The following is a 20577-nucleotide window of genomic DNA, read 5'->3' as shown; positions in this document are numbered from 1 at the left end:
GAACCGTTGCGGCCCTCTGGGACGCCATCGGACGGCTCGTCGATCTCATCACCCCCGGGGAGAGCGCCAACTTCTTCACCGCAGCAGGCTATGAACCACAATGATCGGGAAACGCTCTAAGCTCCGCAAGTCGACAGAACCCTGTTGTGAAAACCTGTCGCATCCAATTGCATTGACAGATTGCGGGTCAGTTGGCGGGTAGCTCCAAAAAATCCCGAAAAAACCTTTGTAATCAACGGGTACTGGCGGACAGTGAGGGATTCGAACCCTCGAGACGGTTCCCCGCCTACACACTTTCCAGGCGTGCGCCTTCGACCACTCGGCCAACTGTCCACGGGGTGCGTCTTACCTGCCCGGGCGGGGCGGCGCAAGGGGGGTCAGGGGCGGGCGGCGTGGGCCAGCGCGGGCACGAGGTCGCCGTATCCGGTGAAGCGGCGCTCGTAGGCCAGGCCGAGGCGCGCGGCGTGGGCGGCGGCCAGCGCGTCCAGCGCGGGGTCGTCGGTCTGCGCCTGGTAGACCAGCTTGCGGTAATTGCCGAACATCATCGCGATCAGCTCGGGGTGGCGGTCGAAGCCCATCGGGCGCCAGACGAAGGCATCGAACTGGCGCACGAGGAAATCGGTCAGGTAAAAGGCATCGATCTCGTCCAGCGCGGCGAAACGGTCGAGCCCTTCGAAAAACGCATAGCAATGCGGGCCCGGCACCATCTCGACCCCAAGCGCGGCACAGCGCGCCGCCAGCAGCCCGCCGGTGCCGCAATCGGCATAGACGACATAGACCCGGTCGTATCCGCCTCGCCGTTCGACCACCGCGCGCTCGACGGCGTCGGGGATGCGGTCGGGCCACAGGTGCAGGTTGGCCGGCAGGCAGTGCAGGTCGAGGTGGGTCCAGCCGTTCGCCCGCGTCACCGCCAGAATCTCGTGCGCCAGCGCACCGCAGGCGATCAGCAGCACGCGGGGCAGGGCGGGGGGCAGGGCGGGGGGCGAGGGCAGCACATCGGGGCTCATGCCCGGCAAGCTGCGCCTTCGGGGCCGGCGCGTCAAGGCCGGCCCCGCGCTCAGCGCGGTTCCAGCCGGGTGATGCCCACGGCCGCGGCCTTGGCCAACCCGGTGTCGAGCGACATGGGAATGTATTCGCCCCGCCGCCACAATTCGCCGAGATCGTCGTAGAAGCGGCTGAGCGGATGCCCCGACTGCCCGGTGGAGATGATGAACACCGAACTGTCGGGGTCGGCGAAATCGTAGACGCCGCGATACCCCGCCCCGTGCACGTTCAGGAACGGGTCGGGCGCCTTGCCGCTGGTGCGCCCGCGCATCAGGGTGAAATCGTCGCCCGAGGTGGACTGGCGGATGTTCACCAGATGCCGCAGCACCGGCACCTGGCCCAGCGTCGGGTGATCGTGCGTGGCCTGATGCGCATCGCCCCAGCGCCAGCTTTCGATGTTGGTGCCGTAGCGTTCGCTCAGCTGCAACAGCGCCTCGTCCAGCGCGATGCGCGCAAGGTCGGCGCAGGTTTCCTCGGGCGAGGACTGGATGATGTCGCACCAGCGCGACGCGCCTTCGGTGTTGCGGAACACCCGTTCGAGGAACACCGGCTCCACATGGGTGAATTCGTCGGCCAAGGGGCCCAGATCGTCGCGGATCAGCTTGTCCTGCAACACGCGCAACCACATCGAGGCGATCAGCGGCTCGGGCATGTGTTCGTTCATTTCGCCGTTCCACTCGGCCAGAAGCGCCAGCGCCTGCTGGCGCCGCCGCTCGGGGGTGCCGGCGGGGGCGGGTTCGCCGGTGAACCACAGCTCGGCCCCGATCAGCGGCAACAGCGTGCGCGCCGCGGGGCTGACGGTATCGAGCTGCGCCTCGATGAAGCTTTCGCGGGTGTGCACGTCGCGCGCGCGCATCAGCCGCAGCCAGCGCTGGATGCGCTGGGTGTCGCCCCATTCGTAGCTGACATGGTCGGGAAAGGGGCGATCCACCGTCTTGTTGTTGGTGTTGCCGAGGATCCCGGTGGTTGGGTCGACGAAGCGGGGGGTGCTGTCGTAGGGCAGGGTGCCTTGCCAGCGGTTCACCGCCTCCCACCCCGGGGCGGGCAGGCGGCCCCGGGTCTGGTGGCCCGGGTCGCGCGCCGGCATGTGGCCGATGGTCACCATCGCCACCCGTTCGCGGTCGGCCATCGTCACGTTCTGCGAGGGGGCCACGAAATCGGCCCCGGCGGCGATGCCCTCGTCGATGTTGCGCGCCCGCATCAGCCGCATCGCCGCCGTCATCGAACGGTCGTCGCCGCGCAGCACCGTCCAGGCGACGCTGGCGACATGGCCGGGCGGGGTGATGCTGGCCAGATCGTAATGCGTGCCGGGCAGCACGGGGCCGTTCTCCGTCCAGCGCAGGGTCAGCGTCAGCGGCTCGGCATCCTTGATCGTCACGATCGAGCGGCGGGTCTCGAAGGGTTTCCAGCCGGTCGGGGTCAGGTATTGTTCCGGGTTGTCGGGGTTGACCTTTTCGATGAACACATCCTGGTCGTCGAGATAGCTCGAGGTCAGCGCCCAGCCGAAGCCTTCGGACCGGCCCGCCATCACCACCGGCACGCCGGGGATGGTGCCGCCGATCACCCCGCCCGACTGCAACTCCAGCCGGGCCAGATACCAGATCGACGGCGCGGTGAACCCAAGATGCGGGTCGTTGGCCAGCAGGCTGCCGCCGGCCGCCGCGCGTGCGGGTGCGGCCGCCCAGGCGTTCGAGGCGCCGGCAAAGGCGCGGCGCGGGAAGGGCGACAGCGGGTCGGCGGGGATGTCGAGCGCCGCCCGGCTGGGCGCCACGCCGGGAAACAGGCTGGCGAAATCGGGCAGGGCCGCCACCCCCTGGCCCGGATCGTCGGGCAGGATGTCGCGCAGCCGTTCGGGGCGCAGCAGCATCGAAAGCCGGGCGCGCAGCACCTCGGCCTCGAGGTGCGCCGAAAGCTGCAGGCCCATCAGCTTGATGATGGCGATGGAGTCGGCCGGTTGCCAGACCGCGATCTCGGGATCGAACAGGAAGAATTCCGGCGCCCCCCGCCCCAGCGCCCCTTCGTTGACCTGCGCCAGCCAGGCATTGACCCCGCGGGCATAGGCCTCGAGCGCGGCGATCGTCTCGGGGTCCTGCGCGGCGACCGACTGGATCGACAGGTTGTAAAGGTCGAGCCGGCGCAGCAATTCGTCGATCCGCGCGGTGCGGGCGCCGAAAATCTCGGACAGCCGGCCTTGCGCGGTGCGGCGCAGCAGGGTCATCTGCCAGAGCCGATCCTGCGCATGGGCAAACCCGAGGCCGAAGAACACATCCGCATCGGTCGGCCCGAAGATGTGCGGCACGTTGGCGTTGGAGCGCACGATCTCGGCCGGGCCGGAAATGCCGCTGACCCGCCAGGTGGTGTCGTAGTCCGGAATCGAGCGGCTCAGCACCGTCCAGACGAAGGCCAGCGCCAGCGCGATCAGGACCATCAGCGCGGTAAAGCTGCGCAGCAGCCAGCGGAAAAGTGTGGGCATCGGGCTTGCTCCGGTCGCGCGGCAAGGTATGTGGAGGGGACGGTAGACCAAAGCGAAAGCGGGGGAAAGACATGGCACGGGTCGCGTTTCTGGGGTTGGGGGTGATGGGGTTTCCGATGGCGGGGCATCTGGTGGCCAAGGGCCATCAGGTGACGGTGTGGAACCGCACCGCCGCCAAGGCCGAGGCCTGGGTGGCCCGCCACGGCGGGGCGCGCGCCGCCACCGCGCGCGAGGCGGCGACAGGGCAGGATTTCGTGATGGCCTGCGTGGGCAATGACGACGACCTGCGCGCGGTCTGCACCGGTGCGGATGGCGCCTTTGCCGGCATGGCGCCGGGGGCGGTGTTCGTGGACCACACCACCGTGTCGGCGCAGGTGACGCGCGAGATGGCGGCGGCCGCGGCGGCCCTTGGCCTCGGCTTTGTCGATGCGCCGGTGTCGGGCGGGCAGGCCGGCGCGGAAAACGGGGTGCTGTCGATCATGTGCGGTGGGGATGCCGCGCATTACGCCGCCGCCGAGCCGGTGATGGCCGCCTATGGCCGCACCGTAAAGCGCCTGGGCGAAAGCGGGTCGGGGCAGCTGGCCAAGATGGTCAACCAGATCGCCATCGCGGGGCTGGTGCAGGGCCTGGCCGAGGCGCTGCACTTTGCCCAGAAGGCCGGGCTCGACGGCGAGGCGGTGGTGGATGTGATCCAGGGCGGGGCGGCCGGCAGCTGGCAGATGGTCAACCGCCACAAGACCATGCTGGCCGGCAAGTTCGACTTCGGTTTCGCGGTGGACTGGATGCGCAAGGATCTGGGCATCTGCCTGGCCACCGCCGACCAGATCGGCGCCAGCCTGCCGGGAACCGCGCTGATCGACCAGTATTACAAGGACGTGCAGAAGATGGGCGGCGGGCGCTGGGACACGTCGAGCCTGATCGCCCGTTTGCGCGCCTTCGACAAGGGCTGACGCCGGGAAGGGGGGGGGGGGGGGGGGGGGGGGGGGGGGGGGGGGGGGGGGGGGGGGGGGGGGGGGCGCGCGCGGCGGGGGCGCCCGCCGCGGGGGCCCCCCCCCCCCCGCGCCGGCGGGGGGGGGGGGGGGGGCCCCCCCCCCCCCCCCCCCCCCCGCCTCAAGGGGGCGGACCGCCCCCTTGAGAAACCCCGCCCCCTGGGCCCCCATCCGGGGGATATTTGCCCCGACGCGCGGTCGGGGGCCTCGCGGGGCTGGAAGGGCGCGTGGCCTTGCGCTATGAGCCGGGCAGCGCCAAGCCGAGGAGTGCCGCCATGAAAGCTGCCGTCGTCACCTTTCCCGGGTCGAACTGCGACCGCGACCTGGCCGTGGCCTTCGAACAGGCGGGCTTTGCCGTGGCCCGGGTCTGGCACAAGGATGCCGAATTGCCGGCCGGCGTGGATGTGGTGGGCATTCCGGGCGGGTTCAGCCACGGCGATTACCTGCGCTGCGGGGCGATTGCGGCGCGGGCGCCCGTGATGGCGGCGGTGGCGCGCCACGCCGCGCGGGGCGGCCATGTGCTGGGCATCTGCAACGGCTTCCAGGTGCTGACCGAGGCCGGGCTTCTGCCCGGCGCGCTGATGCGTAACGCGGGGCTGCGCTTCATCTGCAAGCCGGTGGCCTTGCAGGTGGCCACCGCCGACAGCGCCTTTACCCGCGGCTATGCGGCCGGGCAGATCGTGACCTTTCCGGTGGCCCACCACGACGGCAATTACCAGGCCGACCCCGAAACGCTGACCGCGCTGCAGGCCGAAGACCGCATCGCCTTCCGCTATGTGCAGAACCCAAACGGGGCTGCGCTGGACATTGCCGGGGTGCTGTCGGCCAACCGCCGCGTCCTGGGCCTGATGCCGCACCCGGAACGCGCGGCCGACCCGGCGCTGGGGGCCAGCGACGGGGCGGCGATGTTCCGCGCGCTGGCCGGGCTGATGGCGCAGGCGTGAGGCCGCCGCGCTGGACGCAAGCCCGCGCGGTGCCTAGACTGGCGCCATGAGCGCAGGCGACGACAGCGATGACAAGGCGTTCCGAAGGCGGCAGATCGTGCTGCGCCTGCTGGCCTTTGCCGTGGTCGGCCTTGCGGTGGCGGTGGTCTGGTATACCCACCAGTTCCTGACCCAGCGCTTCACCGAGGCCACCCGCAACCGCGCCGAGGTGCGCCTTGCGCTGTATACCGGCAACCTGATGAGCGAGCTGCAGCGCAATTCGGTGGTGCCCTTGCTGCTGGCACGCGACCCGGCGCTGACCGGCGCGCTGGAGCGTGGCGACTATTCGGTGACCTCGCAGCGGCTCATCAGCCTGCAAGGCGAACTGGGCACCGCCTCGATGCTGCTGCTGGATGCCGAAGGCCGCACCGTGGCCGCGACCGACCGCAACCGGCTGGGCACCAGCCACCGCAACCAGCCCTATTACGTCGAGGCGCAGCGCGGCAAGGAAACCATTTTCACCTCGGGGCGGCGGGAATCGGGGGGGTTCCGCTTTACCTTCTCGCGCGCGCTGATGGCCGAGGGGCGCTCGCGCGGGGTGATCGTGGTCGAGGTCGACCTGATGAAATACGAACGCTCCTGGGCCGGCCTGACCGACGCCGTGGCGGTGATGGACAGCGAAGGCATCGTCGTGCTGGCCACCGAACCGCGCTGGCGCGGGTTGCCGCTGGACCAGGCGCTGGAGCTGCGCGACCCCCCCACCGCGATCGGCCGCGCGCTCAAGGCCACGGCCGACTGGGCGCAGACCGCGCCCGATGCCTATGTGCGCGGCGAGGCGGTGATGCGCACCGATGCCCGCGTGCCCTTTCGCGGCTGGCGCATGGTGGTGTTTTCCCGCTACGATTCGGTGCGCGAGCGGGTGAACGCGTTTCTTGCAATGGAAATCATGGGCTTCGCGCTGCTGATGGCGGCCGGGTTCTGGCTGACCTCGCGCCAGGCGCAATCGCAAAGCCGGGCGTTCCAGCGCGAATCGGCCGAGCTGCGCCTGCTGAACGCGCGCCTTCAGCGCGAAATCGCCGAGCGCCAGCGCATGCAGGAAAACCTGGCCGTCGCCGAACAGACGCTGGCGCAATCCTCCAAGCTGGCCGTGCTGGGCGAGATGTCGGCGGCGGTCAGCCACGAGCTGAACCAGCCGCTGGCGGCGATGAAGACCTATCTGGCCGGGGCGCGGCTGCTGTTGCAACGGCGCAAGGCCGAGGAGGCGCTGTCGAGCTTTCAGCGCATCGACGACCTGATCGACCGCATGGGCGCCATCACCCGGCAGCTGAAATCCTATGCCCGCAAGGGCGGCGAGGCCTTTGCCCCGGTGGATTTCAAAGCCTGCATCGGCGAGGCGCTGAGCATGATGGAACCGCAGCTCAAGCCGCGGCGCGTGCGCATCAGCCGGGCCTTGCCGCGGGCGCCGGTGATGGTGCTGGCCGACCGGATCCGGTTGGAACAGGTCATCATCAACCTCTTGCGCAACGCGCTGGATGCCACGCGCGATGTGGCCGAACCGCGCATCGACCTGGCGCTGAGTCTCGGGGAATCGGCGGTGCTGACCGTCACCGACAACGGCCCCGGCATCAGCGACCTCGACAAGCTGTTCGAACCGTTCTGGACCACGAAGAAACCCGGCGAAGGCATCGGGCTGGGGCTGGCGATCTCGTCGGGGATCGCCTCGGACCTCGGCGGGCGGCTGACCGCGCGCAATGGTGAAGAGGGCGGGGCTGTCTTCGAGCTTTCGCTTCCGTTACTGGACAAGGCTGCACAGGCGGCCGAATGAGGATGGCATGGCACGGGCGATGAAGGTTGCGATTGTCGATGACGAGGCGGACATGCGCGCCTCGATCAGTCAGTGGCTGGCACTGTCGGGGTTCGATACCGAAACCCACGCCAGCGCCGAGGAGGCGCTGAAGGCGATCGGGCCGGACTATCCCGGTGTGGTGATTTCCGACATCAAGATGCCGGGGATGGATGGCATGGCCTTGCTCAAGCGGCTGATGGGCATGGATTCGGGCCTGCCGGTCATCATGATAACCGGGCATGGCGACGTGCCGATGGCGGTCGAGGCGATGCGCATCGGGGCCTTCGACTTTCTGGAAAAGCCGTTCAACCCCGACCGCATGACCGATCTGGCGAAAAAGGCCACCAACCAGCGGCGCCTGACGCTCGACAACCGGGCGCTGCGGCGCGAACTGTCCGATGGCGGCACGCTGATGAAGAAGCTCATCGGGGCCAGCCCGGCGATGGAACGGCTGCGCGAGGATATCCTCGATCTGGGGCAGGCCGACAGCCACGTGCTGATCGACGGCGAAACCGGCACCGGCAAGACGCTGGTGGCCCACGCGCTGCACGCCGTGGGGCCGCGCGCCAGCCGCAAGTTCGTGACGATTTCCTGCGCCGCCTATTCCGAAACCGCGCTGGAACAGCGGCTGTTCGGCCCGGTGGCCGAAGGCGCCGGCTTGCCGCTGCTGGAGGAGGCGCGCGGCGGCACGCTCTGCCTCGAAGACATCGAGGCCTTGCCCAACGCCTTGCAGGCGCGGCTGCTGGCGGCGATCGACGAACAGGGCACGCCGCCGGAAACCCGCATCATCGCCATCTGCAACGAACACGCCCCCGACAAGACGCTGGAAGACGTGTTGCGCCCCGACCTGTATTACCGGCTGGGCGCAATGAAGATCACCCTGCCGCCGCTGCGCACCCGCGGCGAGGATATCCTGGTGCTGTTCACCCGCATGGTCGAACAGTTCGCCGAGGAATACGGCTGCGAGGCGCCGCAGGTCACTGCGCAGGAGGCCGCGCAACTGCTGCAGGCGCCCTGGCCCGGCAACGTGCGCCAGCTGGTGAACATCGCCGAACGCGCGGTGCTGCAGAACCGGCGCGGGTCGGGCTCCATCGCCAGCCTGCTTATGGCCGACAACGAGGCTTCGGGCCCGGCGATGACCACCGAAGGCAAGCCGCTGAAGGATTACGTCGATGCCTTCGAGCGCATGCTGATCGACAACACCATGCGCCGCCACAAGGGCAGCATCGTGGCGGTGATGGAGGAGCTGTGCCTGCCGCGGCGCACGCTGAACGAAAAGATGGCGAAATACGGCTTGCAGCGGCAGGATTACGTCTGACCCCGGCCTCGCAGCACCCCGCCGGGGCCTTGCGGCAAGGCGCCGGCGCCGCGCCGTCGTGTGCCGATCGCGGCCATCGCGTCATCGGAGGTTGTTCCAAGGCAACACGGCCGGCGGCTCGGCCGCCCGAACGGCGACGACCGCCCGCAAGGCACGCTTGCCCGACGCGTCTGCGGTGTTTGCACCCTTGCGCCGACCTGGGCGCAAGGCAACGGGACAAGGCCAAGCGACGGCACCTTGGCAGTCGAACGGCGATTTTCCTTCGCCGGTCGGCGGGTGGTGCGGCGCAGGGCGCGGCCCGGGCGATTTGCCATTGTCATTCCGGGCGGTTTGCCGATAGGGTCGCCCTACGCGAAGGTTCGTCCGACGCAAGAAATTCTCTGTGCCCGCCGCAGCGCGGGGCCGCTGGCCCCGGTCTGCCGTGCAGGTCGCAGCCGGAATGGCCGCAAGGCCGCAAATTGCCCGCCAGACCGCAAGGCCGGACGGGTGCAACCAGTCGGGGCGCCGCAAGGCCCTCGTGAGAGAACCGCGATGGCGCAAGACGGATCGGTGCAGAGGATGACGGGGCGGCCCCAGGCCGCGCCGCCCGCGCACCCCGCCCGCCGCATCGCCCGAACAAGCCGCCCTTCCCCCGTCGATCCCTTGTCCGGGGCACCCCCCGGGCCGGACCGGCGGCGCGGGTGCCATGGACCAAAATGTCTAAGAAAATGCTTATCGATGCCACCCACCCGGAAGAAACCCGGGTCGTGGTGGTGGACGGCAACAAGGTCGAGGAATTCGACTTCGAAACCGTCAACAAGCGCCAGCTTGCCGGCAACATCTACCTTGCCAAGGTAACGCGCGTCGAACCCTCGCTTCAGGCGGCCTTCGTGGACTATGGCGGCAACCGCCACGGGTTCCTGGCCTTTGCCGAAATCCACCCGGACTACTACCAGATCCCGGTGGCCGACCGCAAAGCCCTGATCGAGGAAGAGCGCGCCATGCAGCGCGCCGCCGCCGACGAGGAAAACGGCATCCGTCGCCGCCCGCGCCCGCAACCCGCGCGCAGCGAGGGGCCGCGCGCCGCCGACGAGGTGGCCACCGCCGAGATCGCCGGCATGGATGTCGTCGATCTGGGCGAGGAAACCGGCGCCGACGCGCTGTTCGACGATGCCGGGCAAACGCCCGCCCCCCTGGCCCCGGCGCCTGCCGCCGAAGCCCCTGCCGCAGAACCGGCCGGCGACGAGCCCGCCGAGGCCGGCGACGAACCTTACCGCGCGATGGATCACGCCGCCGACAACGACGACGAGATCGAATCCGTCGCCGAGGAAGACCTCGCCGAGGAAATCCCCGAGCCGCGCCGCCCGCGCCACAAGAAATACAAGATTCAGGAGGTCATCAAGGTCCGGCAGATCATGCTGGTCCAGGTGGTCAAGGAAGAACGCGGCAACAAGGGTGCGGCGCTGACCACCTACCTCAGCCTCGCCGGGCGCTACTGCGTGCTCATGCCCAACACCGCGCGCGGCGGCGGCATCAGCCGCAAGATCACCAACGCGGTGGACCGCAAGAAGCTCAAGGAAATCGCCTCGGAAATCACCGTGCCCGAAGGTGCGGGGCTCATCATCCGCACCGCCGGCGCCAAGCGCACCAAGCCGGAAATCAAGCGCGACTACGAATACCTCTGCCGGCTGTGGGAACAGATCCGCGAACTGACCTTCAAGTCGCACGCCCCCGCGCCGATCTACGAGGAAGGCAACCTCATCAAGCGCACCATCCGCGATCTCTACACCCGCGAGATCGACGAGGTGCTGGTCGAAGGCGAGGCCGGCTATCGCACCGCCAAGGACTTCATGCGCATGATAATGCCCTCGCAGGCCGGGGTCGTGCAGCACTATCGCGATTCCCAGCCGCTGTTTGCCCGCTACCAGGTCGAAAGCTATCTCGCCGGCATGTTCAACCCCACGGTGCAGCTGAAATCCGGCGGCTACATCGTGATCGGCGTGACCGAGGCGCTGGTGGCCATCGACGTCAACTCGGGCCGCGCCACCAAGGAAGGCTCGATCGAGGAAACCGCGCTCAAGACCAACCTCGAAGCCGCCGACGAAATCGCCCGGCAGCTGCGTCTGCGCGACCTCGCCGGCCTGATCGTCATCGACTTCATCGACATGGAAGAGCGCAAGAACAACGCCGCCGTCGAGAAGCGCCTGAAGGACAAGCTGAAAACCGACCGCGCCCGCATCCAGGTCGGCCGCATCTCGGGCTTCGGTCTGCTGGAAATGTCGCGCCAGCGCCTGCGCCCCGGCATGCTGGAATCGACGACCCAGCCTTGCCCGCATTGCCACGGCACCGGCCTGATCCGCAGCGACGACAGCATGGCGCTGAACATCCTGCGCGCGCTGGAAGAAGAAGGCACCCGCCGCCGCTCCAAGGAGGTGCTGCTCAAGGCGCCGGTCGGCATCGTGAACTACCTGTTCAACCACAAGCGCGAACACCTGGCGCAGATCGAACAGCGTTACGCCATGTCGGTGCGGATGGAGGCAGACCCCGCCCTCGTCAGCCCCGACTACACGATCGAGAAGTTCAAGACCGCAACCCGCGTCGTGGTGCCGGTGGCGCCGGTCGTTTCGCTCGATACCTCCTCGATGCCGGATCTGGACGAAGCCGAGATCGCCGCCGCCGCCGCCGCCGAAGCGGCCGAGGACGCGCTGCCCGAGGCCGTCGAACCCGAGGTCGAGGCCGAAGCCGAGGCCGAGGCGCCCGCCGCCGCTGCCCCCGCCGCCGAAGCGCGCGAGGCCGACGGCAACGGCCGCAAGAAGCGCCGCCGCCGCCGCCGCCGCCGCGGCTCGGGCAAGGACGGCGCCCCCGGCAGCGCCGAAGCGATGGGCACCGACGAGGACGAGGCCGAGGACGGCGACGAGGCCGACAGCGAGGCCGACAGCGAGGCCGAGGACGAGGCCGCGCCGGCCGAGGCTGCCGCCGCGGCGGAACCCGTTGCGGCCGTCGAAGCCGCGGCTGCGCCGGCCGAACCCGCGCCGGCCCCCGCGGCCGAGGCGGCGCCCCCCGCCGAAGCCGCCGCTGCCGAAACTGCCGAAGCCGCCCCGGCCAAGCCGACCCGCAGCCGGTCGCGCAAGAAGCCTGCGGCCACCGAGGCCGCCGAGGCCGCCCCCGCCGCGGCGCCGCAGGCCCCCGAACCCGCGGCCGCGGCCGCGCCTGCCGAACCGGCCGCCAAGCCCGCGCGCAAGCGCACCGGCTCCACCTCGGGCCGCACCCGCAAGCCCAAGGCGACCGAGCCTGCGGCCGAGGCGCCGGCTCCGGTGGCCGAAGCCACCCCGGCCGCCGAAGCTGCCCCGGTTGCCGAGGCAACCCCGGCGCCCGCCCCGGCCGCTGCGGCGCCCGATCCGGTCCAGGCCCTGCCCGAACTGGCGGTCGCGCCCGATCCGGCGCCGTCCGCACCGGCCGCCGACTGGCCCGAAAGCTCGGCCCCGGTGGTCGAGGCCGGGCCCGAACCGGCGCCCGAACCGGCGCCCGAGCCCGAAGCCGCCGCCAAGCCGCGGCGCAAGGGCTGGTGGTCGCTGGGCCGCTGAGCCTCTGGCACCGGCGGCCGGCCACGCCAATGTGACCGCCGCCGGCGTGACGCGGACCGGGCCCCGTGCCACAACCGGCGCGGGGCGATTTCTTGGGCGGAGGCTGCATGTCCGGGTTGGAACTGATCGACGCAGGGTTGCTGCCGGCGCTGATGGTGGCGCTGGTGGCGGGTCTTTTGTCCTTTCTCAGCCCCTGCGTTCTGCCCATCGTGCCGCCTTACCTGGCCTACATGGGCGGTGTCTCGGTGCAGCAGATGCAAGGGCGCAGCGGCCGCGGCCCGGTGGTGCTGGCGGCGGCGTTCTTCGTGCTGGGGCTTTCCACCGTCTTTCTGATCCTCGGGGTGGCGGCCAGCGCGCTGGGGCGGGCCCTGCTGGCCTGGCAGGACTGGTTCGTCACCATCGCGGGCCTGGTCATCATGGTGTTCGGTGCGCATTTCGTCGGCGTGTTCCGTCTGGGCTTTCTCGACCGCGAGGCACGGGTAGAGGCGGGCGACCACGGCGGATCGGCCTTTGGCGCCTATGTGCTGGGGCTGGCCTTTGCCTTCGGCTGGACGCCTTGCCTTGGCCCGATCCTTGGTGCCATCCTGTCGATGGCCGCGACCGAGGCCGACATGGCCCGCGGCGCGGTGCTTCTGGCAGGCTATGCCGTGGGGCTGGGCATCCCCTTTCTGCTGGTGGCGGCGTTCTTTCCGGCGCTGTCGGGCCCGATGGCCTGGATGAAGCGCCACATGAACCGGATCGAGCGCATCTCGGGCCTGCTGCTCTGGACCGTCGGGTTGATGATGGCGACCGGCCAGTTTGCCGCATTCTCCTTCTGGCTGCTTGAAACTTTCCCCATTCTGGCCACGCTGGGCTGATCCTCTGGCCGCAGGCCGGGGGCAGGGGCCGGGGGCAGGGCAGGGCAGCAAGGCATGCAAGGCGGGCAGCAAGGCGGGCAGGTGGCGCGGCGGGTGGTGTTCTACATCCCCGGCTTCGACCCGCACCCGCCGCGCCGCTACCGCGAACTTTACCGCAAGGAAGGCGCCGAACAGGCGCGGCTTTCGGGCTACGACCTCGGCCTTGCCCCGTCCGACAAGGGCGCCGCCTTCGGCTGGACGGTGACCGCCCGCATCGAAGGCGCCGAGGTCGTCTCGCGGTTCGAGGTGCTGGTCTGGCACGATCTGGTCAAGGCGGCGATGCCCGGCGGGGTGCTGGCCACCTATGGCCAGCTGGCGCGCACCGCCTGGGTCTATATCGCCAGCGGCGCGCTGGGGCCGCTGATCGGGTTGCGCAAGGGGCCGCTGCTGGCGGCGATGTATCCGGTGGCGGTGCTGCTGGGGCAACTGGCACTGGCGCTGGCGCTGGCCTGGCTGCTGGCCGAGGCGCTGGCAGGGCTGATGCCCGGCGGGGCGGCGGTGCTGCTGGCGGTGCCGGTGGTCTGGCTGGTGCTGCGCGGGTTCCAGCGGCTCGACGGGCGCATCTTCGCGCATTACCTGATGCACGATTTCGCCTATTCCGCCGCGCGGGGCGGGGCCTATGACCCGGCGCTGGAAACCCGGCTGGCGGCCTTTGGCGCCCGCATCCGCGCCGCGCTGGACGAAGGCGCCGACGAGGTGCTGGTGGTCGGCCATTCTTCGGGCGCGCATCTGGGGGCCACGGTGCTGGCCGACCTGATCCGCGCGGGCCTGCCCGAGGGGCCGGTGCTGTCGTTCCTGACGCTGGGGCAGGCGGTGCCGATGGTGTCGTTCCTGCCGCGGGCCGGGCGGCTGCGGGCGGACCTGGCGCTGATGGCGGGGCAGGGGCGGGTGCCTTGGGTCGATGTCAGCGCCCCGGGCGATGGCTGCACCTTTGCGCTGTGCGACCCGGTGGCGGTGACGGGCGTGGCGCCGCCGGGCGCGCGCTGGCCGCTGGTGCTGTCGGCGGCGTTTTCGCAGACCCTGTCGGCGGGCAAGCAGGCGCAGCTGCGCCGGCGCTATTTCCGGCTGCATTTCCAGTATCTGTGCGCCTTCGATGCACTGCCCGACGCGCCCGATGCCTACGACTATTTCCGCGTTACCGCCGGGCCGCGCACGCTGTGGGCCCGCTTCGGCGCCCGCGCGCCCAGCCCCGGCCGCATCGCCCGCCCGGCCTCGCCCTGGCGGGACCTGGCGCCATGAAGCCGCCCAAGCCCGCCCCGCGCGCCGACCGCGTGTCGCTCTGGCGCTATCTGCAGCTGTTCCGGGCCGATATCCTGTCGGCGCAACCGGCCCGGCTTTACCGGGCCTGGATGGCCGAGTTCCGCACGCCGTTCTTCCGCAGCTACCTGTGCAACGACCCGGCCCTCGTGCGCCGCGTGCTGACCGAGCGGCCCGACACCTTTCCCAAGTCGGACCGCATCGGCGAAGGGTTGCGCCCGCTCCTGGGGCAATCGGTGTTCCTGACCAACGGCGCGCTGTGGAAACGCCAGCGCCGCATCATCGACCCGGCCTTCGAAGGCGGGCGCCTGCGCGACACCTTTGCCGCCATGCTGGCGGCCGGGCAGGCGGCGGCAGCGCGGCTGACCCCCGGCACGGTCGAGATCGAGGCCGAGGCCAGCCATGCCGCCGCCGACGTGATCTTTCGCACGCTGTTTTCCATACCGATCGACCACGCGGTGGCGCAGGCGGTGTTCGCGCGGTTCCGCGACTATCAGCGCACGCAGCCGATCCTGAACCTGGCGGCCTTCGTGCCCTTGCCGCGCTGGATGCCGCGCCTGCACCGCCGCCGCACGCTGACGGCCGCGCGCGAGATCCGGGCGCTGATCGCCGGGCTCACGGCCGAACGCGCCGCCGCCATCGCCGCCGGCACCGCGCCCGACGACCTGGCCACCAAGATCATGACCGCGACCGACCCCGAAACGGGCGAAGGCTTCGACACCGCCGAAATGGTCGATCAGGTGGCGATCTTCTTTCTGGCCGGGCACGAAACCAGCGCCTCGGCGCTGGCCTGGGCGCTCTATCTGCTGGCCACCCATCCGCAGGCGCAGGCGCGCGCGGCGGCCGAGGCCGCGGCCTTTGTGGCCGAACCCGCGTTCGGAAACCTGCGGCGGCTCGGCTTTACCCGCGACGTGTTCCGCGAGGCGCTGCGCCTTTACCCCCCCGTGCCGATGATGGTGCGCGAGACGGTGCAGCCCGAACGTTTCCGCGACCGCGAGGTGGCGCCGGGGGCGCAGGTGGTGATCTCGCCCTGGCACCTGCACCGGCACGAACGCATCTGGGACGACCCCGACGGCTTCGACCCCGACCGCTGGAGCCGCGAAGCAACGCGCGCCTGCGCCCGCGACGGCTACCTGCCGTTTTCCGCCGGCCCCCGCGTCTGCCCCGGCGCCGGGTTTGCGATGGCCGAAGGTCCGCTGCTGCTGGCGCTGATCCTGGCGCGCTGGCAGCTGGCGCCCGAAGGCCCGCCGCCGGTGCCGGTGGCGCATCTGACCGTGCGGGCGCGCGATGGCATCCGCCTGCGCCTGACCCCGCGGGGGCAAGGGGGCGCTGCCCCCTGAGGCGCGTGCCGCGCCTCACCCCCGGGATATTTGGGGCAAGGTGAAAGCAGGCTCAGTGCAGTTGGCGGTGCAGGGCCGAAAGCAGCTGCTCGACCCCGTCTGCCGTCGTCATGGCGCCCGGCGAGGCGCGCAGCGTCTGGCTGCGGGCATCGCAGTAGATGCCCTGGGCGCGCAAGGCCTCCAGCACCGCCGGGGCCGGGTGGCTGTCGGGCAGGCGCACCATCAGGCTGCCGCCGCGGCGGGCCGGATCCTCGGGGCTGAGCAGGGGCAGGTCAAGCGCGCGGAACCCGTCGAGCAGGCGCGCCTGCAGCGCCGCGTTCTGTGCCACCAGGGCCGTGCGATTCTGGCCGGCGTGCCAGTCGAGCGCGGGCAGGCTGGCGGCGGCGGCCATCACCCCCGGTGTCCCGCTGTCGAACCGGCGGATGTCGGGGGCATAGGCGAAGCGGTCCAGCGCCCAGGAAAACGGGTCGGGCTGGCTGAACCAGCCGCGCAGTTCCGGCGCGCAGGTCGCCGTCAGCGCGGGCGCCACGTGCAGGATGCCGGCACCCGGCGTGCCGCACATCCACTTGAGGCTGGTGGATACGGCGAAGTCGATGGCCGGTTCCGTCACGTCGAACGGCAGAAGCCCTGCGCCTTGCGTCACATCCACCCCGATGATCGAGCCCATCGCCCGGCCATGCGCGACCAGCGGCGCCAGATCGACCCGGTGCGAGGTGGTGGAGGAAATCCAGGTGATCAGCGCCACGCCGACATCCGGGGTCCAGTGTGCGAGGAAATCCTCGGGCTCGACCCAACTGGCCCCTTGCCGCAGCGGCACGGTCTCGAGCGCGAAGCCATGGCGCGCGGCCATGCCGGTGAGCAGGAAATGCACCGAAGGAAAGCAGTCGGCCGCCACCAGCACGCGCCGCCCGTGCAGCGCCGCGCGCGGCAGCGCCGAAAACAGCGCATGCACCGCGGTGGTGACGCTTTCGCTGGTGGTCAGGCTGCCTTCGGGCGCGTTGAGGATGGCGCGCCAACGGTCGAGAAAGGCGGCGCGCTTGCCCAGCGCATAGGGCCACTGCGCATCGTCCGCCGCCCCCCAGACGCCGGCGAATTCGGCCATTGCCGCGGCCAGATCGGCGGCCTTGCCGGGGTATTGCCCGATGGAATGATAAAGGAAATAGGCCGAACCGTCGGTCATCGCGTCATCTTTCGCAGGCCCGGCCAAAGCGCTTTTCCAGCCAGCCGGTCAGCCGCACCAGCGGCCACAGGATCATCACGTAAAGGATCGCCGCCCCGATCAGCGGGGTCGGGTTGGCGAACAGCGCCTGCGCATCGGTCGCCTGTTTCAAAAGGTCGGTCATCGCCACCACCGAGGCGAGCGAGGTATCCTTGATGACGCTGACGCAGTTCGAGGCATGAGGCGGAATCACCAGCCGCAGCGCCTGCGGCAGCACCACCTTGCGCATCGTCATCCAGAAGCCGAGGCCCAGGGCCGCGGAGGCCTCGAACTGGCCCCTGGGCACCGCCTGGATGCCGGCGCGCACCACTTCGGCGGCATAGGCGCCCAGCACCAGGCTCAGCGCCGCGGCGGCGGCGATAAAGCTGCTGAGCACGATGCCGGCAAAGGGCAGCGCGTAATAGATCAGGATCAGCACCACCAGCACCGGAAGCGCCCGCATCAGGTCGGTATAGAGCACCGCCAGCAGCGCGAGCGGCCGCGGCGCGTAAAGCCGCACCAGGCTGATGCCGATGCCCAGCGCCGTGCCGCACAGGATCGCCACCGCGCCCAGCATCAGCGTGTTGCCCAGACCCCGCAGCAGGATCGGCACCGACCGCCGCAGCACGTCGATGTTGAAGAAGATGTCGATGGCGTCCATCGCGGCCCCCGCAAGGGCGGCCCGCACCGGCGCGCGGGCCGCGTCGCTGTCAGTCGGCCGAGGTCGGCACCGGCAGCGGCGTCAGGGTCAGGCTGCCTTCGGCGGGCTTCACGCCGAACCACTTTTCGTGGATCGCGGCCATGGTGCCGTCGGTCTTCATGTCGGAAATGATCTGGTTCACCGCTTCCAGCTTTTCGTGGCCCTTGGGCATCATCATGGCGAACTTCTCGCCGGTGACGATTTCGGCCGGCACCGCCAGCCCCTTCATCTGCGTCGTGGCATAGCGCAGGCCCACCACGTCGTTCACCGCCGCATCCAGCCGGCCGTTCATCAGGTCGGTCAGCATGTTGGCGGTGGTGTCGTAGCTCTTGTAGTCGGCATAGCCGATTTCGGCCGCGCGTTCCTTCAGCCAGTTTTCCGGGAAGGACGTGGCGATCGAGCCCACCACCTTGCCCTTCAGGTCCGCGACCGTTGCGATGGGCGAGCCTTCCTTGACCGCCACCCCCAGCGCGCCGGTGAAATAGGGCTGGGTGAAGCTCTGGCTTTCCAGCCGCTCGTTGGTGATGGTCAGCGAGGAAATCACCATGTCCACCCGGCGCGAGGCCGAGGCCACGAACAGCGCCTTGAAATCGTAGCCTTCGATCTGGGCCGTCGTGCCCATCCGCCTGGCGATCTCGTTGACGATATCGACCTCGAACCCTTCGAAGGTGCCGGCTTCGGTCCTGTTTTCCCACGGCGGGTTGGCGGGGTAGGATGCGACCTTCAGCGGGCCTTCGGCCAGCGCGGGCAGGCCCAGCGCCAAAGCGGCGACAAGGCCCAGGGCAAGGCGGCGTGTCAGCATGGGAAAACCTCCTGTCAGATGACCCGCCGGGTTCTGGAATCGTGCGGCGGTTGGCCCGATGTTGCCACAAACCGTATACGGTTCAAGCGGTATTTCAGACATGAAACATCTTGCATTGCCGAAAACAGCTTGACGCTTGCCGCTGTTGCCCGATTATCCTGCCTCAAACCGTATACGGATTGCCATGACCGCCGCGCCGCGCCTCAACCACGCCGAACGCATCTACCGGTTCTACCTCGACCGCATCCGTTCGGGTGCCCTCGGGCGCGAGGATCGGCTGGTCGATACCGTCATCGCCGCCGACATGGGCATCAGCCGCATGCCGGTGCGCGAGGCGCTGTTGCGCCTTGCCGCCGAAGGCTACCTCGAACCCTCCTCGCGCGGCTTCACGCTGCCGGCGCTGACCCCCGCCCAGATCGCCGAGGTGTTCGAACTGCGCCACCTGCTGGAACCGCGCGCGGTGGCGCTTTGCGCGCGCAGCTTGCCCGAACCGGCGATGGACCGGCTGGCCGAGGCGATCGCCCTGGCGGAATCGACCTTTCCCACCGCCGATGTGCCGCGGTTCTTCCAGGCGTCGGAATCCTTCCGCAACGGCTGGATCGCCGAAATCCCCAACGGCGCCTTGCGCGCTGCGATCCAGCGTTACGTGGCCCAGGTCCAGCTCGTGCGCCTGGCCACCATCGGCAACGACTCCGCCCGCCGCGCCATCGTCAAGAATCAGCGCGCGCTGCTCGCGGCCTTCCGCGCCCGCGATGCCCTGGCCGCGCACGACATCATGCGCGACTTCATCGTCGAAGGCGAACTCAGCTGGCGCGCGCGCGCTCAGCCCTGAAACAGCGCCCCCGTGCGCGTGGCCAGGAACGCGCCCAGCGGCACCTCCTCCTGCTTGAGGAACCCCCGGGCCGGCAGGGTGCCCGCGCGCACCATCTCGATCACCGCCACCACCGATGCGCTGGTCGTCCAGGCAATCGCGGTGCGCTGCCGCCCGGCCAGCACGACCGGGGTATAGGCGCGCACGAACTCGCGCCGCTTCAACTGCCCCTCCGCCCAGCCTTCCGCCGCGACATGCACGTAAACCACGTCCTCCTCCACCGGGGGCTTGGCATTGGTCAGGATGCGCCCCGCCGCCGCCCGATCCTCGCGCATCAGCAGCTCGTGAAAAAAGAAGTTCATCAGCCGCACATGGCCCGGATAGCGCATGGTCTTGTAATCCAGGTTGGCGATGCGCCCGGCATAGGTCTCGCACATCGTGCCCAAGCCACCCGAGGTGGTAAAGGCCTCCAGCGTCACCCCGCCGACATGGATGGTCTCGACCCATTCCATCGCCGACACCATCTTGCGCTGGCCGTCCTCGATCACCTCGCAATCGTTCAGATATTCGTTCACCACCCCTTCGGGCGACCAGTTGAAGGCATAGCCCAGCAACCCCGTCGGGTGCTGCGGCAAGGCCCCCACCCGCAACCGCAAGGACCGCACCGTGTCGAACTGCGCTGCCAGATCGGCGCCGACGATGCCCACGAACCCCGGCGCCAGCCCGCATTGCGGCGCCATCAGCCCCTCGGCCGTCGCCGCCAGCGCGCGGATGTGGTTCGTCGTCGGCACATCTTCGGTCAGGTCGAAGTAATGCAGCCCCATGCCTTGCGCGACCGAGGCCACGCGCATGTTCAGATGATACGGCAGGCACGACAGCACCGCCTGCTGACCCGCCAGCGCGGCGCGCAAGGCGGCCTCATCCCCCAGGTCCGCCGCAAGCACCGGAAAGGCGGCGCCCTCCAGCCCGCGCGCATCCACCCCCGTCACCGCAAAGCCCGCCTCGCGCAGCAACTCTGCCGCCAGATGCCCGACCTTGCCCAGTCCCAGCACCGCCACCCGTTCGAATGCCATTCCCGCCTCCTGTTCCGTTTCGCGCAGACTGCCCGCCCGAACCGCCGAAAGGTCGCGTCACATCGCCCGTTTCGCCCGATCCGGGCGTCAGAATGCCAAGGGCGCCGGCCATTCCGCCGACGCCCCTTTCACCTTGCCGAAATATCCTCGGGTGGGGTCCGGGGAGGGCAGACAGCCCTCCCCGGCGCCGGGGCGCGGGGCGCGCGCGCAGCCCCTCGCACGCCCCCCCCGCGTCAGATGTCGAACTTCACGCCGTGCGCCAGCGGCAGCGCGGCGGAATAGTTCACCGTGTTGGTCGCCCGCCGCATATAGGCCTTCCAGGCGTCCGAGCCCGATTCGCGCCC

At 69.9% G+C, this 20577-nt stretch carries 15 protein-coding genes and 1 tRNA gene; 9 read left to right on the top strand and 7 right to left on the bottom strand.

The window, feature by feature from the left end; genetic code table 11:
• Window positions 1-243 precede the first annotated feature (243 nt).
• The 3 genes from ACK4S2_RS13030 to ACK4S2_RS13020 form a co-directional block, all read right to left on the bottom strand.
• A tRNA-Ser gene (locus tag ACK4S2_RS13030) sits at window positions 244-333 on the bottom strand.
• 44 nt (window positions 334-377) lie between these two features.
• Window positions 378-1007, bottom strand: coding sequence for a DUF1638 domain-containing protein (locus tag ACK4S2_RS13025; protein ID WP_409625084.1), 630 nt, complete (start codon window positions 1005-1007; stop codon window positions 378-380).
• 50 nt (window positions 1008-1057) lie between these two features.
• Window positions 1058-3517 (bottom strand): penicillin acylase family protein, encoded by a 2460-nt coding sequence (locus ACK4S2_RS13020; RefSeq protein WP_409625081.1) that lies wholly within the window; start codon window positions 3515-3517, stop codon window positions 1058-1060.
• A 71-nt stretch (window positions 3518-3588) separates the two neighbouring features.
• On the opposite strand from ACK4S2_RS13020, the gene ACK4S2_RS13015 reads away from it, so the two are divergent.
• The 8 genes from ACK4S2_RS13015 (at window position 3589) to ACK4S2_RS12980 (ending at window position 15649) form a co-directional block, all read left to right on the top strand.
• Entirely contained in the window at window positions 3589-4467 is an 879-nt protein-coding gene (locus tag ACK4S2_RS13015) for an NAD(P)-dependent oxidoreductase (protein WP_409625078.1), read from the top strand.
• Window positions 4468-4781: 314 nt separating this feature from the next.
• Entirely contained in the window at window positions 4782-5450 is a 669-nt protein-coding gene (gene purQ, locus ACK4S2_RS13010; RefSeq protein WP_409625075.1) for a phosphoribosylformylglycinamidine synthase subunit PurQ, read from the top strand.
• A gap of 46 nt (window positions 5451-5496) precedes the next feature.
• Window positions 5497-7254: an ATP-binding protein gene (locus tag ACK4S2_RS13005; protein ID WP_409625072.1), complete on the top strand. Its 1758-nt coding sequence runs from the start codon at window positions 5497-5499 to the stop codon at window positions 7252-7254.
• A 7-nt stretch (window positions 7255-7261) separates the two neighbouring features.
• Window positions 7262-8593, top strand: a complete 1332-nt coding sequence (locus ACK4S2_RS13000; RefSeq protein WP_409625069.1) for a sigma-54-dependent transcriptional regulator — start codon at window positions 7262-7264, stop codon at window positions 8591-8593.
• A gap of 695 nt (window positions 8594-9288) precedes the next feature.
• Complete coding sequence (locus ACK4S2_RS12995; RefSeq protein ID WP_409625066.1) at window positions 9289-12156, top strand: ribonuclease E/G; 2868 nt, start codon at window positions 9289-9291, stop codon at window positions 12154-12156.
• A gap of 107 nt (window positions 12157-12263) precedes the next feature.
• Window positions 12264-13013, top strand: a complete 750-nt coding sequence (locus ACK4S2_RS12990) for a cytochrome c biogenesis CcdA family protein (protein ID WP_409625063.1) — start codon at window positions 12264-12266, stop codon at window positions 13011-13013.
• A gap of 54 nt (window positions 13014-13067) precedes the next feature.
• Window positions 13068-14291 (top strand): hypothetical protein, encoded by a 1224-nt coding sequence (locus tag ACK4S2_RS12985; RefSeq protein WP_409625060.1) that lies wholly within the window; start codon window positions 13068-13070, stop codon window positions 14289-14291.
• Window positions 14288-15649, top strand: coding sequence for a cytochrome P450 (locus tag ACK4S2_RS12980; RefSeq protein WP_409625057.1), 1362 nt, complete (start codon window positions 14288-14290; stop codon window positions 15647-15649). The genes ACK4S2_RS12985 and ACK4S2_RS12980 overlap by 4 nt, the downstream gene beginning before the upstream one ends.
• A 52-nt stretch (window positions 15650-15701) precedes the next feature.
• Here the strand turns inward: ACK4S2_RS12980 and ACK4S2_RS12975 are convergent, their stop codons facing one another.
• From ACK4S2_RS12975 to ACK4S2_RS12965, 3 genes are read right to left on the bottom strand one after another with little or no spacing between them, the layout of a single operon-like run.
• On the bottom strand, window positions 15702-16829 hold the full coding sequence (locus ACK4S2_RS12975) for an aminotransferase class V-fold PLP-dependent enzyme (RefSeq protein ID WP_409625054.1): 1128 nt from the start codon (window positions 16827-16829) through the stop codon (window positions 15702-15704).
• A gap of 4 nt (window positions 16830-16833) precedes the next feature.
• Window positions 16834-17508 carry an amino acid ABC transporter permease gene (locus ACK4S2_RS12970; protein ID WP_409625051.1) on the bottom strand — a complete coding sequence of 225 codons (675 nt, stop codon included), beginning with the start codon at window positions 17506-17508 and terminating at the stop codon, window positions 16834-16836.
• 49 nt (window positions 17509-17557) lie between these two features.
• A complete protein-coding gene (locus tag ACK4S2_RS12965; RefSeq protein WP_409625048.1) occupies window positions 17558-18349 on the bottom strand; it encodes an ABC transporter substrate-binding protein in 792 nt (263 codons plus the stop codon).
• Window positions 18350-18533: 184 nt separating this feature from the next.
• Between ACK4S2_RS12965 and ACK4S2_RS12960 the strand changes: the two genes are divergently transcribed.
• Complete coding sequence (locus ACK4S2_RS12960) at window positions 18534-19181, top strand: GntR family transcriptional regulator (RefSeq protein ID WP_409625045.1); 648 nt, start codon at window positions 18534-18536, stop codon at window positions 19179-19181.
• On the opposite strand, the gene ACK4S2_RS12955 is transcribed toward ACK4S2_RS12960, so the two are convergent.
• Window positions 19172-20233 (bottom strand): saccharopine dehydrogenase C-terminal domain-containing protein, encoded by a 1062-nt coding sequence (locus ACK4S2_RS12955; protein ID WP_409625042.1) that lies wholly within the window; start codon window positions 20231-20233, stop codon window positions 19172-19174. The genes ACK4S2_RS12960 and ACK4S2_RS12955 overlap by 10 nt on opposite strands.
• Window positions 20234-20577 lie beyond the last annotated feature (344 nt).

Origin of the sequence: Gemmobacter sp. (genome assembly GCF_046292685.1) — a bacterium.
Classification (GTDB): Bacteria; Pseudomonadota; Alphaproteobacteria; order Rhodobacterales; family Rhodobacteraceae; genus Wagnerdoeblera.
The sequence above is the reverse complement of the archived record's forward strand: the minus strand, read 5'-3'. Positions and strand labels throughout refer to the sequence as shown.